Source organism: Solirubrum puertoriconensis, from assembly GCF_001483135.1.
Taxonomy (GTDB): domain Bacteria; phylum Bacteroidota; class Bacteroidia; order Cytophagales; family Hymenobacteraceae; genus Solirubrum; species Solirubrum puertoriconensis.
Genome location: NZ_LNAL01000006.1, coordinates 954,580 through 968,931 on the forward strand (window position 1 = coordinate 954,580; position 14,352 = coordinate 968,931).

General features: G+C 58.0%; 11 protein-coding genes. 5 read left to right on the forward strand and 6 right to left on the reverse strand.

Going from position 1 to position 14,352, the window contains the following annotated elements:
- The first annotated feature begins 190 nt into the window (after nt 1-190).
- Nucleotides 191-982, forward strand: a complete 792-nt coding sequence (locus tag ASU33_RS08900) for a M48 family metallopeptidase (RefSeq protein WP_059070322.1) — start codon at nt 191-193, stop codon at nt 980-982.
- Between the two features lie 14 nt (nt 983-996).
- Nucleotides 997-1,572, forward strand: a complete 576-nt coding sequence (locus tag ASU33_RS08905; RefSeq protein WP_059070325.1) for a hypothetical protein — start codon at nt 997-999, stop codon at nt 1,570-1,572.
- A gap of 169 nt (nt 1,573-1,741) precedes the next feature.
- Here ASU33_RS08905 and ASU33_RS08910 read toward each other — a convergent pair whose 3' ends face one another.
- Together ASU33_RS08910 and ASU33_RS08915 are read right to left on the reverse strand one after the other, a co-directional pair.
- A complete protein-coding gene (locus tag ASU33_RS08910) occupies nt 1,742-2,446 on the reverse strand; it encodes an alpha/beta fold hydrolase (protein WP_059070327.1) in 705 nt (234 codons plus the stop codon).
- 143 nt (nt 2,447-2,589) lie between these two features.
- Complete coding sequence (locus tag ASU33_RS08915; RefSeq protein WP_059070329.1) at nt 2,590-3,972, reverse strand: UDP-N-acetylmuramate--L-alanine ligase; 1,383 nt, start codon at nt 3,970-3,972, stop codon at nt 2,590-2,592.
- Nucleotides 3,973-4,183: 211 nt separating this feature from the next.
- Here ASU33_RS08915 and dnaB point away from each other — a divergent pair, with 211 nt between their 5' ends.
- Nucleotides 4,184-5,797 (forward strand): replicative DNA helicase, encoded by a 1,614-nt coding sequence (dnaB, locus tag ASU33_RS08920; RefSeq protein WP_059070331.1) that lies wholly within the window; start codon nt 4,184-4,186, stop codon nt 5,795-5,797.
- Nucleotides 5,798-6,113: 316 nt separating this feature from the next.
- Here the strand turns inward: dnaB and ASU33_RS08925 are convergent, their stop codons facing one another.
- The 3 genes from ASU33_RS08925 to ASU33_RS08935 all read right to left on the reverse strand — a co-directional run bounded on the left by ASU33_RS08925 (nt 6,114) and on the right by ASU33_RS08935 (nt 11,253).
- Nucleotides 6,114-7,376: a PepSY-associated TM helix domain-containing protein gene (locus tag ASU33_RS08925; RefSeq protein ID WP_059070333.1), complete on the reverse strand. Its 1,263-nt coding sequence runs from the start codon at nt 7,374-7,376 to the stop codon at nt 6,114-6,116.
- A gap of 80 nt (nt 7,377-7,456) precedes the next feature.
- Nucleotides 7,457-9,997: a TonB-dependent receptor gene (locus tag ASU33_RS08930; protein ID WP_059070335.1), complete on the reverse strand. Its 2,541-nt coding sequence runs from the start codon at nt 9,995-9,997 to the stop codon at nt 7,457-7,459.
- Between the two features lie 224 nt (nt 9,998-10,221).
- On the reverse strand, nt 10,222-11,253 hold the full coding sequence (locus ASU33_RS08935; RefSeq protein ID WP_059070337.1) for an LLM class flavin-dependent oxidoreductase: 1,032 nt from the start codon (nt 11,251-11,253) through the stop codon (nt 10,222-10,224).
- A gap of 216 nt (nt 11,254-11,469) precedes the next feature.
- On the opposite strand from ASU33_RS08935, the gene ASU33_RS21455 reads away from it, so the two are divergent.
- Complete coding sequence (locus ASU33_RS21455; protein WP_160328164.1) at nt 11,470-11,718, forward strand: class III extradiol ring-cleavage dioxygenase family protein; 249 nt, start codon at nt 11,470-11,472, stop codon at nt 11,716-11,718.
- Nucleotides 11,719-11,932: 214 nt separating this feature from the next.
- Here the strand turns inward: ASU33_RS21455 and ASU33_RS08945 are convergent, their stop codons facing one another.
- Nucleotides 11,933-12,172 (reverse strand): hypothetical protein, encoded by a 240-nt coding sequence (locus tag ASU33_RS08945; RefSeq protein ID WP_059070342.1) that lies wholly within the window; start codon nt 12,170-12,172, stop codon nt 11,933-11,935.
- A 364-nt stretch (nt 12,173-12,536) separates the two neighbouring features.
- On the opposite strand from ASU33_RS08945, the gene ASU33_RS08950 reads away from it, so the two are divergent.
- On the forward strand, nt 12,537-14,300 hold the full coding sequence (locus ASU33_RS08950; protein WP_059070344.1) for an AMP-dependent synthetase/ligase: 1,764 nt from the start codon (nt 12,537-12,539) through the stop codon (nt 14,298-14,300).
- Nucleotides 14,301-14,352: the final 52 nt, after the last annotated feature.

Sequence of the window (14,352 nt, forward strand, 5' to 3'; positions counted from 1 at the left end):
GCCGCGCAGAAAACGACGCGCGCAATGCGGCACCTTACGCAAAAGCTGCTGAGCGCGTTAGGCCGCGGCACAACATTTGGCCTAGGTGCCGACGTATAGCAGCCATACCGCTGAGCTGGGCTGAAATGCGTATTCTAGCTGTCAGAAGCGGATTTTGCCGTCACCGCATTCCGAAACGCACACCTTTAGCATGGTAAAAAAACTGATGGTAGCCGCGGCCATGTTCGCGGCCGTGAGCTGCTCCACGGTGCCCATCACCGGTCGCTCGCAGCTAAATCTGGTATCCGACCAGGAAATGAACGCCATGGCCGCGCAGGAGTATCAAAAGGTGTTGCAGTCGAGCCGCCTTTCCGCGGACGCTGCCCAAACCGCCATGGTACGCCGCGTGGGCCAGCGCATACAGCAAGCCGTAGAGCAGTACTTCCGCCAAAACAACGCCTCCGCGCAACTCGAGGGGTACCAGTGGGAGTTCAACCTGATTCAGGAAGATCAGCAAAACGCCTGGTGCATGCCCGGCGGCAAAGTAGCCGTGTACACGGGCATTCTGCCCGTTACGCAAGACGAAGCCGGCCTGGCCGTGGTAATGGGCCACGAGGTGGCGCACGCCGTAGCCAAGCACAGCAGCGAACGGATGAGTCAGCAAATGGCCACCCAGGGCCTAGGTGGGGTGCTCTCCACGGCCGTGGGTCAAAATCCCTCCGCCACCCAAAATGTGTTTCTGCAAGCCGTGGGCGTAGGCTCGCAGTTGGGCCTGCTAAAATATGGTCGCAACCAGGAGTCGGAAGCCGACCACCTAGGGCTTATCTTCATGGCAATGGCCGGCTATAACCCTGATACGGCCGTTTCGTTCTGGCAGCGCATGGCAGCCCAAGAGCAAGGCGGCAACATCGAGTTTTTATCAACCCACCCCTCCAGCTCTACGCGCATAGCCGATATCCAGCGCGATTTGCCAGAGGCGCGTAAGTATTATACTGCCCGCTAACGCGGCCCACACCTGTGTTTACAACCCGCTTTTCTCGCCTCTTTACTGCCGCCGCCCTAGGTGTTGCGTTACTATCAGCCTGCGAAACCTCCAGGCAAAATTTTCCCGAAGGCAAAGGCCCCAACCGCAAGGTAGAGGAGAGCCTGCGCGTACTCGATTCGCCCAACCGGTTGGTAGCGGTGGTAGAGGCCGGAAAAGTGGAGTACAAAGTGCCGCGCCAGCAGCTGATGGTAAACTTTACGCGGCAGTTCGCCGACGGCACCGTGGTGAACAACGCCCAAGTGCGCAAGGTGCAAAGTTCGGCTAAGGAGAAGCCCTCGTACTTTTTGGTGGGCATGGGCCTGCGCAACGGCATGTTCCGGGCCATGGCCATGCCGCTGGAGCTCACCACCGACAACGAGCTGTACCTCAGCTCGGCCACCGAGCGTTACCTGCTGGAGGGCCGCGGCTGCCAAATGTGCTACTTCAACTTCAACCGCAGCGCCATTACCGGCTCTACGTGCGAAGACAACTCGGGCGGTGGCACCTGCGACCTGGAAATCATGGAGAAGAACTCGTTTTTCGCCACTTCCTCCAACAGCAGCAGATGAGCCGAAAGTGGATTTTGCGCCTGACGCTGACGGCCTTGGCTTTGCTGCTTACCACCGACCGGCGTAAGAAACCCAGCGCGCCGCCGTCACCGCCCAAACCCGCCGACGAATAAACGCACGAGCGGCCTGCCCTAGGTGGTGCAGGCCGCTAGTGCGTTGGGGGCTGTGCTTAAACAGTAGCCGTGGCTTGGGTAAAGGCCCGAATGCGTTGGGCTAGGTCGTCGAGGTTGGCGCGCTCGAAAGGATGCGGGGTGTTGGGCAGCACATCGAAGCTGGCCGTGGGCAAATACATGGCAAACTGCCGCGAGGGCTCCACGCCCGCGGTTTTGTCGCCGTCGCCCACGAGTACCTGCACCGGAATAGCCAGTGCCGAGAGGTTCAGCTCGTGCAAAGCCGGGGCGGTGCCCAGCTCCTGCATCATGGCGGCCGTGGAGGTTATTACCGCTTGCCAGTTGCCTTCGCCGTGGGTGCGCTGGAGTTGCGCTACAAACTGCGGCACTTTGGCTTGCATTTTCTCCGCATCCAGCATCTGCACCTCCTGCGCCGCCACCTCCGGCGACCAGTCGAATTTGGTACCTAGGGTGGTGATGGAACGAATGCGGCCCGGATCGGACACGGCGCTCAAAATGGCCGCGTAGCCACCCATGCTGTACCCAAACACGTGCACATTGTCGAGCTGGTGCTCGGCCAGGAAGTAGCTTACCTCGGCGGCAAAGTGCGTCATGTTGAACTGCTCGGGGTGCAGCTCGCGCCCGCCGTGGCCGGTAAACGAAAAGGAGTGCACCTCAAAATCAGCAGCAAGCCGCTGGGCAAGGGGCTCGAGTTGGGCCGCCGAACCTAGGGCGCCGTGGAGTAGCAGAAGAGTGGGTTTCATAGCACGTTAAATGTATGTAGCGCGAACTTCAATTCGCAGCCCGCGGGTCGTAATTTCCATTCGTTCGACGAATCAGAAGTTCCTGCCTGCGGGCTGCCGAATGAAGTCCGCGCTACAATTGCGCCAAACTTGCGGGCTAGGTGCTAAGCGTTGGTGACTTCGCTGGCTAGCTTGCCTAGGTCGATGCCATCAAAGGTGCCCGATGTCATCATCAACAGGTTGGTATTCTGCCAGTTCTGCTCTTGCAGAAAGTCGGCCAGCTTGCGGCTGTCGGTAAACACGCGCAAATCGGCTCGGTGGAACGCCTCGGCCACTTGCAGGTCGCTGAGCGGAGGCAGACGCTTGTGGGCCAGCACCTGCGGGTTGAAGTACACCACGGCCACATCGGGCGAGTCGAAGGTGCCTTCGTACTGCGGCAGAAAATCGGGGTTGAGCGAGCTGAACGTGTGCAGCTCTAAGCAAGCAATCAGGCGGCGCTGCGGGTACTGCTTCTTGAGCGCGGCTGAGGTAGCTTTCAGCTTGGAGGGAGCGTGGGCAAAGTCTTTGTACACCACCGAGGTAGCGCCTTGCTTTACCAGCTCGAGACGGCGGGCCGCGCCCTTAAACGTGGCCACTGCTTCGTAAAAATCTTTGCCTTTGATGCCGAGCTGCTTGCACACCTCTTTGGCTGCCGAAAGGTTGCGCAGGTTGTGCTCGCCGAACACCTGAATGGGCACCAGCTCATCTTTTTTGGTAACAAGCGAAGTGACGCCGTTTTTGATGACGTGCTCGTGCGGGCCGTAGCCTACGTATTTCACATCGGGGTTCGAGGGCACGCTTACCAGCTGCGCCTGCTCGTCGTCCTGATCGTAAATCAGTACGCCGGCTTTGGGCGTCATGCGGGCAAAGATGGCAAACTGCTCGCGGTAGTTTTCCTCCGTCGGAAACACGTTGATGTGGTCCCAGCTGATGCCCGAAATCACCCCGATGTGGTGCTGGTAGAGGTGAAACTTGGGTCGACGATCCACGGGCGAGGAGAGGTACTCGTCGCCCTCGATGATGATGATGGGCGCGTCGTCGGTCAGCTTCACCATCAGGTCGAAGCCTTCGAGCTGGGCCCCTACGGCGTAGTCGAACTTGCGGCCGTGGTGGCGCAGCACGTGCAGAATGATGCTGGTGATGCTGGTTTTGCCGTGCGAGCCGCCGATTACAATACGCTGCTTATCCTTAGAGGCCTCGTAAATGAACTCGGGGAAGGAGAAGATGCGCAAACCTAGCTCCTGCGCACGGTGCAGCTCGGGGTTGTCGGGGCGGGCGTGCATGCCCACAATTACCGCGTCGAGTTCGTCGGTAATGCGGGCGGCGTCCCAGCCCATCTGCTCGGGCAGTAGGCCGGCCTGTTGCAGGCGAGTACGCGCCGGATCGAAAATCTCGTCGTCGGAACCAGTGACGTGTACGCCTTGGCGGTGCAGTGCCAAGGCCAAGTTGTGCATAATGCTGCCGCCCACCGCAATCAGGTGGACGCGCCGATAGTTTGGTAAAGCCATGCGGGCAGTAGGTGGTACGCTACACAGGGGCGGCTCAAAAGCCGAGCCACAAAAGTAACAAAGGCCGGGCGCGTCGGCCGCTACACCTGAGCTAATTGGGCCAAAGTAGCGAAAACTCTGTCGGCAATCAACGTCGACAAATCACGCTGGCGGGCGTAGTTTTGTAGCCCTTTTCTGGTACTTTCGGAATAAGTGGATCTGCCGCACGATGATGGACGAAAGCAACAGCCGCGTTAAACAATTGGCCGCCAGGGCCCATAAGGCCTGGAACAAGCCCGTGGTAGCCACCAACCCAACCGGCAAGCTCCCTCCGCAGGCTCTCGACCTAGAGTCGGCTGTGCTAGGGGCACTGATGCTCGAAAAAGATGCCCTCACCAGCGTTATCGACATCCTAAAGCCTAAAAGCTTTTATAAGGAGGCGCATCAACAGATTTTTCAGGCCATTTTGTCGCTTTTTGACAAAACCGAGCCCATCGATATCCTGACGGTAACGCAGGAGCTACGCACCATGGGCGCGCTGGAAATGGCCGGAGGCCCCCAGTACGTAGCCCAGCTCACGTACCGCATTCAGTCGGCCGCCAACATCGAAACGCACGCTCGCATCATCACGGAGCATGCGATTAAGCGCGAGCTGATTGCCATTGCCTCCAACGTGCACCGCGACGCGTACGAGGACACGATGGACGTGTTTAACCTGCTCGACCAAACGGAGCAGGCCTTGTTTGAAGTGTCGGAATCGAACATTCGCAAGAACTTCGACGACATGCGCAGCCTGATGGGTAAAGCCATCAAGGAGCTGGAGGAGAAGAGCAAGCAAACCAGCGGCCTCACTGGGGTAACCTCGGGCATGGTGGCCCTCGACCGCGTAACGTCGGGCTGGCAGAAGTCGGACTTGGTTATCATTGCGGCCCGTCCGGCTATGGGTAAAACGGCATTCGTGCTGTCGTGCATGCGCAACGCGGCCGTGCTCGATAAAAAGCCGGTGGCGTTCTTCTCGCTCGAAATGTCCTCAATTCAGCTCGTAAACCGTCTTATTTCGGCGGAAGCGGAGCTGGATTCAGAAAAAATCAAGAAGGGCAACCTGGCCGATTACGAGTGGCAGCAACTCAACCACAAAATTGCTACCCTCTCGAACGCGCCTATTTTCATCGACGATACGCCCGGCCTGAGCATTCGCGAGCTGCGCACCAAGTGCCGTCGTCTGAAGTCGCACCACGACATTCAGATGATCATCATTGACTACCTGCAGCTGATGACCGGCAACGGCGACGGCAAGCCCGGCGGCAACCGCGAACAGGAAATTGCCTCGATTTCGCGCGCACTCAAAGGCATTGCCAAGGAACTGAACATCCCGGTAATTGCCCTGTCGCAGCTCTCGCGTTCGGTAGAAACCCGCGGCGGCGACAAACGCCCGCAGCTGAGCGACCTTCGCGAATCGGGCTCGATCGAGCAGGACGCCGACATGGTAATGTTCTTGTACCGCCCCGAGTACTACGGCATTACCGAAGACGAAATGGGTAACCCCACACAGGGCGTAGGCGAGGTAATTATTGCCAAGCACCGTAACGGCGGCCTCGATACCATTCCGCTGAAGTTTATCGGCCGCTTCACCAAGTTCGCCGACCTCGACAGCGGTGGCTTTGCACCTGAAGCAGCTAACTACAATACTGGCCAGCTACCTGCCAGCAACTTCGATAGTGGTTTCGACGACGACCCGGGTTTCGCGCCGAACACCATCCGCTTGGGTTCGCGCATGAATGACCTAGGTGCTTCGCCGCAACCTTTCCCGAAGAGCAACTTCGGCAACGAGGATCCACCGTTCTAGTCAGGCACAAACAAGGAAAACGACGCTCAGGAGCTGCTTCTGCGCGTCGTTTGCTTTTTCGGGACCTAGGGACCATTTAGCCGTGTAGGCACAATTAAGGCTGGCGCATATATGGGCACTGGTATGCCTGTTGGTCGTGAGCTTACAGTACATATGTAGGTTGTTGGATTCGCGACAGGCTCGGATTAGAATCTGGCCGTGTCGTGGAAATCACATGTGCACGTGTACCTCAGCAGCAGGCATAACGCTTAAACACAACAGCGCCTAGGTTGCTCTGAGCAACCTAGGCGCTGTTTATTAATCCGACGGTTTAGGATTATGCGGCGGCAGTGGCCACTTGCTTGCGTTGCTTCTTACGTTCCTTCTTTAGGCGGTTTAGCCACAGGATTACGCCCGTAACCGGGAACGTTACACCCAGCACGCACACTACCAAAGCAATGATTTTGGAGGGCATGCCGTAAATAGCGCCGGTATGCACGGGCTTGAAAGTGCGCCGTACACGCTGGCCCAAGTTGCGGTCCTCGAAGGCCAGCTTACCTAGGGGCCGGCCGGTGTATTGGTCGAGGTAGAGCTCATCGGTAGCACCTTCGTAGGCAGCGTTAGCCGTGGTAGTCATCACACGTACGGCCTCGGCCGAGTCTTTGGGCATCGCAATGGCGTACGACAGCGCATTGGGTACCTGCTGCTGCGCTACAACGTAGGCCTGGTTGAAGCCCAGCTTGCCGCCAGTCAGCACTACCTCCGATTTGGGTGCTTCGGGGCCTTTGGGATCGGAGTTGGTAACGGCGAAGATGCCGTTGTTGAACCACTCAAACGACCACGCCAAACCCGTGAAGGCAAACACGAACAGGAACAACGCCGAGTAAAAGCCGAGCACAATGTGCAGATCGTGGTTGAGGCGCTTCCAGCTGGCATCCCACTTAACGGTGAGGCGCTGCTTCAGCACTTTGCCGGTAGCCGGGAACCACAGCACCAAGCCCGTAACAATGATGAACAGGAACATCAGAGTGCTTACGCCCACAATCATCTTGCCCACGGGCCCACCCACCATACCCCGGTGTAGCGCCATCATGGTGTAGAAGAAGGTTTCGCGGTACACGTAAGGGCCTACTACGGCACCGGTGTAAGGATTCACGAAGTAAACCGGGCCGCGGCCGCCTTCACCACCGCCTTTGCCGCCTTTCTCGCCCTTGCCTTCTTTACCGCTTTTCGCACCTTGTTCCTTACGGGCACCTTCGGGCTTCTCGCCCCCCTGGCCGCCGCGCATTGCAGCTTCCTTACCGCCCTCTTTGCCACCGGGGCCTCCGGCCAGGTTTACCTCGGCCGTGCGCATGGGGTCGGCGTAGAGCTTAACGCTCGCCACCTTGGCCTTGGGTACTTGGGCCTGCACGGCGGCTACCATTTGCTCGGGCGAGAGGCGCTGCGTACCTGGCTGCGTTACAAAGTAGCGTTCGGGATTAAAGGCCTGCTCGAGTTCTTTCTCGAACACGAGCACTGCGCCGGTAAAGCACACAACGGCAATAACCAGCCCCGAAACAAGGCTCAGGTAAAGGTGAATGTTGCGGAAAAGAACCTTCATGGTAGTAGGGCACCTGATATGCCGAACCCACCGAACCAATGTGGCCCGATGGGTTGGCGGCAGAAAAAAGGTTGAGAGGATTAGAGTTTGTAAGAGAAGGTTGCCGAGTAGTTACGCGGCGCGATGGGGTTCACGCTGTTGTCGTCGTGCATGTTGTAGCTCAACTCATTCAGCAAGTTGGCAAGTTTCACGCGCAACGAAAAGCGGTTGTAGGTGTAACCCAGCGAAGCGTCGAACAAGGTGTAGTCGGGGATGGAGATGAACTTGTTGGCATCGGCACCGGTGCGCCAAGGTTGGCCAGTCGAGGGGTCGAGCAGGCGCGGGTTGCGGCCGGCGAGCTTGTCGCCCACGTAGTAGCCCGTTACGCCAGCGCTCAGGCCCTTCAGAACCGTGTTGTCGAAGGTATAGAACACGCTCATGTTGGCGGTGTGCGCGGGGTTGTAGCGCAGGCGGCTGCCGTTTTCGTAGATGTTGCTGTTGGTGTAAGCGGTGTTGTTGTAGCTGTAGCCCGCAATTACCGACCAGCCCATCATAGGCTTGCTCTGAATGTCTACCTCCAGGCCTTTGCTGGTTACTTCGCCCGCCAACTCCTGCGGGTTTACCGTGTTTATAGCACCTTGAATACGCGGATCGGTGGGCAGTACGCTCTGGATTTGGTTGCTGTTGACGATGCGATAAGCCGTTACGTTGGCCGACAGAGCACCATTAAACAGGTCGTTTTTCACGCCTACTTCGTACTGGTCAATCACCGAAGGAGGCAGCGGTTTGCCGTTTAGGTCGGTAGCGGTGTTAGACTGAGGCGTGAACGAATTGGAGTACGAAGCGAACAAGGACATCGTCTTGATGGGCTGATAAATCAGGCCCAAGCGCGGCGAAAATGCATTGTCGAAGCGGCGGTTCAACGCAAGCGTGCCGGCCGTACGGTTGGCATTGGTGGTTACGTTGGGGTAATAGTAAATGTCGCTCGGGGTTTCCTGGTAGCTCCAGCGCAAGCCAACCAGGGCTTTGATCTTCTCGGAGAAAGTAAGCAGATCCTGCGCGTAGAAACCGGCACGGCGGGTGTTGGCCTGCGTGCGGGTATTGCGCACTAGGTCGTTGAAGCCGCGCAGACGTAGGGCGGGCTGCGTAACCTCCTTGTTGAGGTCGATGAGGTTAATGACGTCGTAAGTCGAAACAGCCTGCGTGGGGTTGTTCGGGTTGGCTGGGTTGGTGTAAGCAAGCGTGGTGGTCTGGTACTGGTCGGCATCGGCGCCCACCAGCAGCGTATGACCTAGGAAACCGGTGTGGAAGTTGCCGGTAAGGTCGAGCTGACCCAGGAAGTAGTTTTCATCTACCTGCGTGCGCTGCAAGCCGCGGTTCCAGTTGCCGTAGGTGGCACCCGGTGTAATAACACCTACTGGGCGGGTGGCGGAGCGCAACTCGTTGTCGTAGCGTTGGTAACCCGCTACGGCGCGCAGTTGCCAAACATCGCTCAGGCGCGAAGTGAGGGTAGCGGTAGCGCTTGTTTGCGTGGTAGCGTTGCGCGCATCGGCTACGTTTAGGAAACGGCTGCGTGAAGGCTGAAATACGTAATCAACTGCCCCGATGCCGTAGTCCGGCGTGCGACGGTCGCGCAGGTAGTCGCCTTCCACCAGCAGATCGGTTTTGGGCGTGAGTTTGAAAAGCAGCGAAGGGTTAACGTAGAAGCGGTTCGACTCTACCTGGTCGCGGAAGCTGTTGCCTTGCTCATAAGTAGTGTTCAGGCGATAGGCAACTTTGTCGCTGTTGCCAACGGCGCCGTATACATCCACCATCGGCTTCCAGAAACCAAAGGAACCGGTGCGCAGCGCTACCGCGCCGCCGCGCTCAAACTTGGGCTTTTTGGTTACGAGGTTCAGCACGCCGCCGGCAGCTACGTTGCCGTAAAGAATGGCCGCGCTGCCCTTCAGCACTTCCATGCTTTCGAGCGACGAAGCCTCGGGCATCACGCCGTTGTTGAAGCGCACACCGTTTTTGAAGGTGTTGTTGGAGCCGTACGCAAAGCCGCGGCTGCCTAGCTCTTCCTGCGTGCCGCCGGTGGTGCTGGTTACGTACAGGCCGGGGGTATTCACGAGGGCTTCGCTCAAACGCAGTACCTGCTGTTGTTCCAAGGTTTCTTGGTTTACAGTAACTACCGCCTGAGGCAAATCGAGCGGGCGAATGGGCATCTTGCTCACGCCGGTGGGGCGTTGGTTGATGGTGCGCGTCTCGGTGATTTTTACCTCCGTGAGCTGCTGCGAGCTTTTCGCCAGGGTAATGGTGTTCAGGCTGATGGTGCTGCGATTGGGCACATCTACCTCAATTTCCTGCGTAATATAGCCCAGGAAGGCAATAGCCAGGGTTTGCTTGCCGCTTGGCAGGCGTAGGCGGAATGAGCCGTCAGCTTCGGTGCTGGTACCGATAGTAGTGCCCTTTACCATTACCGAAACCTGCTCGGCGGCCTGCCCATCGGCCAGCACTACGCGGCCTACTACTTGGCCATGAGCTACGTATGGCGTAGTCGTCGGCTCGTCGGAAGGTTGGTTGTTATAGGCTAGTAACGATTGGGCATTAACAGCTACCGGGGCAGCAATCAGAAGCAGGAGGGGTAGGGTACGGCTCATTCAGTTATTTAGACTGATTCAAAAGTGATGCAAAGCAACAACCTGTTTAGATCTAGTCCAAATAAAAATAAGCTGGGCAGTAACTTTTTTTGGCTTAACTGATAAAAGTCATCTTTCAACGTCTTGGAAGTCAAGTTGCTTGGCCTCCGCTGGCATCATAAAACAGGGGCCTAGGTCAGCTAATCCAGGCCCCTGCTCGGAGCATAGAGGGGATTGTTCGGTAGCTAAACTGCTACAGCTGGGGTAAGCTCAAATGCTTCGGCCAATAGTTGGTACGAACGCAAAAGGTCTGCAAAGTCCGCCGTGATGGTCACGATTACCAACTCGTTCACGCCATAGCTAGCAGCTAGCTGTTCGAGTTGCTCTCGCAACTGTTCGGGCGTGCCGCTGATCATGCGGTGGCGGTTGAACTCGAGACGGGTTTGCTCTTCGGGCGTGTACTGGTAAACCTTGGCTTCTTCGTAGGTAGGGAAAGGGCCGCGCTTGCCTTGCTCGATGCGCAGCATCTGCAGCTCGAGGGAGGCGCGCAGCTGCTGGGCCTTTTCGTCGGTATCGGCGCAGAGTACGAATAAGGCAACATTGGCCGTGGGCACCTGAAAGAACTCCGAGGGCCGGAACCGCTCCTTATATAACTGTACCATTTCAGGCCCACCTAGCGGATTGATGAACTGCGCAAAAGAAAAGGCCAGCCCTAGGTGCGCCGCAAACAAACCGCTCTGGCCACTCGAGCTCAGCAGCCAGGGCTCGGGCACGGTATCGGCCTGGGGCATGGCTTTTACTTTGGCGTGGATGGTGTCCTCTACTACTTCGTCGCGCAAAAAGGCTTTAAGGTCCATCAGCTGCTCGGCAAAGTCTTCGTCGCGGAAGGTGTTGTTGGGGTTAAGCACATGTGCCGTAAAGCGGTCGGAGCCGGGGGCGCGGCCAATGCCCAGGTCGATGCGGCCCGGGAACAGCGTTTCGAGCATGCGGAAGTTCTCGGCCACTTTCAGGGCCGAATAATGCGGCAGCATTACGCCGCCCGAACCCACCCGAATGCGCTCGGTTTGGCCGGCCAAGTGGGCAATAAGCACCTCGGGCGTAGAGCTAGCCAGTGAGGCCGTGTTGTGGTGTTCCGATACCCAGTAGCGGTGGTACCCCAGGCGGTCGGCAAGGCGGGCTAGCTCGATGGTTTCTTGTATGGCTTGCCGCGGCGTAGCCCCGGCCCGGATGGGCGACTGATCGAGCACGCTGAGGCGGAGGGGCGAATTGCTTTCCATGTCGGAAGAATGCAGATGAAAGTAGGCTAAACCAGCGTGGCGCGGCTTGGGTTTGCGTGCCTAGGTACCGGCAGCTTGCGCACGGGCTTTGCTGCCGATATTGCTGGCATGAACCTAGGTCAGCGGAGGTATTACGAGCCTACTGTGCCGCGCGGCTGCTACTCAGCGAAACGCAGCTTACGGCCGTGGAGGCGTTGTTTGAGCCGCGCCTTTGCCTTGGCTGTCCAATTGCAGGAGCTGCGCAAGCGCGGCGTACTAATTGTGGGCTCGGGCAATGTGGTGCACAACCTCCGCCAGAGCATGCCTAAGCTAATTGCGGGCGATGCACAGCCGTTCGCCTGGGCCACGGAGTTCGACAAATGCGTAAAGCAGCGCACCGATCGGCGCGAATTCAGCACTCTGTTGGATGTACAGAAGGCCGGCGCCAGCGGTGCACTGTCGGTGCCCACGCCCGACCACTACTGACCACTGTTCTACACCTTGGCCTTGGCCGACCAAGATGAACCCATCACGCACTTGTTCGAGGAGGTGTCGTAGGGCGGCATTAGCATGCGCACCGTGGCGGTGGGGTTAATACCCAGTGGCTGGTACATACAAAAGCCCGCGGCTACTGCTGCGGGCTTTTGCTTTTGGTGTTTTGGTTGCAGAGATGAACAGAGAAAGGAGCGTAGGGGGAGAATTAATTGGTGCGATTAGCTAAGTAGCGCAGCTGCGCGGCTTCGGCGGCAGGGCCACGGTACACCAAGCGGCCGTTCTTCAGGTCGCCGGCGTACACCTCTACCTCCAGCGCATCATCGGGCAGAAATACCCGCACCGACTCGCGCACGCCGGGCCGTACGTAGGTTACTCCGCCCACCACTTCTGTGTTGGGCCAATTTACTTCGTAAAAACCTGCCCCACTCAACTGCACCTGTAGCATATTCTTGTTTCTATGTTTGACGGGATAAGGCAAAATTAGCTTAGATAGTTCATGTTCGTGGCTGCGAATTTTACTGAGATTCGTCATGTATAAACACGGATTTATTCTGCGGTTAATCATTGCGTATCAGGAGGTTGATTATAAGCTGGGACTATAAATCGGCGTTTAGATGCGCCCAAGCAAGGTTTGATTAGGGTTTGCCAACCGCAGGAGGCATTAAGAGGGCGCAACCCGGTTCCGATTGGCATAGTTGGGCTGAAGTCGGCTGGGCTGCTCAACTCGCCGTAACTTTTCGCCGTTTTTGCCTTAGCTAACCTGCTGTATTGGGTTAACTCCTTTTGTTCCGCATTCTCCCGACACACCGATGCGTTTTCATCGCACTTTCGAAATCCTGAATCAGCGCGCTGCCGAAGCACCGCAAGCTGATTGCCTCGTGGCCAAAACCGGCGGCAAGTGGCTGCCGCTCAGCAACCAACAAGTGCAGGAGGCGGCCAACGCTTGCAGCCTGGGCCTGCGCCACCTAGGGGTAGAGCGCGGCGATAAAGTAGCCATCATCTCAAACAACCGCCCCGAGTGGGTGCAAGCCGACTTCGGCATTTCGCAGCTGGGAGCCGTGAGCGTGCCCATGTACCCCACCATTACGGTGGAGGATTACCGCTACATTTTCCAGGATGCGGCCGTGAAGGTGGTGCTGGTATCGGACCGCAAGCTGCACGCCCGAGTGAAGGAGGCCCTAAAGGACCTAGACCAAGCCCCCGAGCACGTTTTTACCTTCGACCAGGTGGCTGGTGCCCACCATTTCGACGAGCTGCTGGCCCTAGGTAAGCAGGCCAACGCGGCCGAGCTGGAGCCCTTGAAAGCCGCCGTGCAGCCCGATGATTTGCTCACGCTCATTTACACCTCAGGAACCACGGGCCGGCCCAAAGGCGTGATGCTCTCGCACGGCAACATCCTGAGCAACTGCCACTCGTTGCGCGAGTTTATACCCGTAGTGCCCGGCGAAAAGGCTTTAAGCTTTTTGCCGCTGTCGCACATTTTCGAGCGCACGGCCACGTTCCTGTACCTCAAGCTGGGCTTGGCCGTGTACTACGCCGAAGGCCTGGAGGTAATAGCCGATAACCTGCGCGAAGTGCAGCCCCAGGTATTTACCACGGTGCCGCGCTTGCTCGAAAAGATTTACGATAAGATTGTGGCCAAAGGCCAGACGCTTGAGGGCATTAAGAAGAAGCTGTTCTTCTGGTCGCTCGACCTAGGCTTGCGCTACGACCCGCAGCGCAGCCTCGGGCCGGTGTACAACGCGCAATTAGCCTTGGCCAACAAGCTGGTGTTTAGCAAGTGGCGCGAGGCCCTGGGTAGTAAAGTGAAATGCATTATCTCGGGTGGTGGGGCGCTGCAGCCGCGCCTGGCGCGGGTGTTCTGGGCCGCGGGCATCCACGTAATGGAGGGCTACGGCCTGACGGAAACCTCGCCGGTAATTGCCGCTTGCCGCTACAACCGCGAAGACAACATGCCCGGCACGGTGGGCCCCGTAATTCCGGACGTGGAGGTGAAAATTGCGCCCGACGGGGAGATTCTGACCAAGTCGGCCTCGGTGATGAAGGGCTACTACAACCGGCCGGATTTGACGGCGGAGGTGATTGACCAGGAAGGCTGGTTCCACACGGGCGACATCGGCGAGTTTGTGAACGGGCGCTTCCTCAAAATCACCGGCCGCAAGAAAGAAATGTTCAAGACCTCGGGCGGCAAGTACGTGGCCCCGCAGGTCATCGAAAACAAACTAAAAGAATCCCCCCTCATCGAGCAGGCCATGGTCGTCGGCGACGGGCAGAAGTACGCCGCTGCCCTGTTGGTGCCCGCCTTTGAGGAGTTGCGCAACTGGGCCAAGCAACAGCAAATCAGCTTTGCCAACGATGCCGCCCTGGTAGCCCACGAGCGGGTGCAGAAGCTGTACCGGGAGCTGGTAAGCCAGTACAACGCAGCGTTTGCGCAGTGGGAGCAGGTGAAAAAAGTAGCCGTGCTGCACAACCCCTGGACGGTAGAAACCGGCGAGTTGACGCCCACCATGAAGCTCAAACGCAAGATCATCAGCGCCAACAACGAGCAGCGCATTGCCGGGCTGTTTCAGTAAGCAACCCGATTAGCCACCTAGGCGCAGCGGCGCGGCCATTTGGTCGCGCCGT

Bases quoted from the DNA above. Each gene is read 5' to 3' on its own strand.
- ASU33_RS08900 (WP_059070322.1), top strand. From the start codon at position 191: ATGGTAAAAAAACTGATGGTAGCCGCGGCCATGTTCGCGGCCGTGAGC.
- ASU33_RS08910 (WP_059070327.1), bottom strand. From the start codon at position 2,446: ATGAAACCCACTCTTCTGCTACTCCACGGCGCCCTAGGTTCGGCGGCC.
- ASU33_RS08915 (WP_059070329.1), bottom strand. From the start codon at position 3,972: ATGGCTTTACCAAACTATCGGCGCGTCCACCTGATTGCGGTGGGCGGC.
- dnaB (WP_059070331.1), top strand. From the start codon at position 4,184: ATGGACGAAAGCAACAGCCGCGTTAAACAATTGGCCGCCAGGGCCCAT.
- ASU33_RS08925 (WP_059070333.1), bottom strand. From the start codon at position 7,376: ATGAAGGTTCTTTTCCGCAACATTCACCTTTACCTGAGCCTTGTTTCG.
- ASU33_RS08930 (WP_059070335.1), bottom strand. From the start codon at position 9,997: ATGAGCCGTACCCTACCCCTCCTGCTTCTGATTGCTGCCCCGGTAGCT.
- ASU33_RS08935 (WP_059070337.1), bottom strand. From the start codon at position 11,253: ATGGAAAGCAATTCGCCCCTCCGCCTCAGCGTGCTCGATCAGTCGCCC.
- ASU33_RS08945 (WP_059070342.1), bottom strand. From the start codon at position 12,172: ATGCTACAGGTGCAGTTGAGTGGGGCAGGTTTTTACGAAGTAAATTGG.
- ASU33_RS08950 (WP_059070344.1), top strand. From the start codon at position 12,537: ATGCGTTTTCATCGCACTTTCGAAATCCTGAATCAGCGCGCTGCCGAA.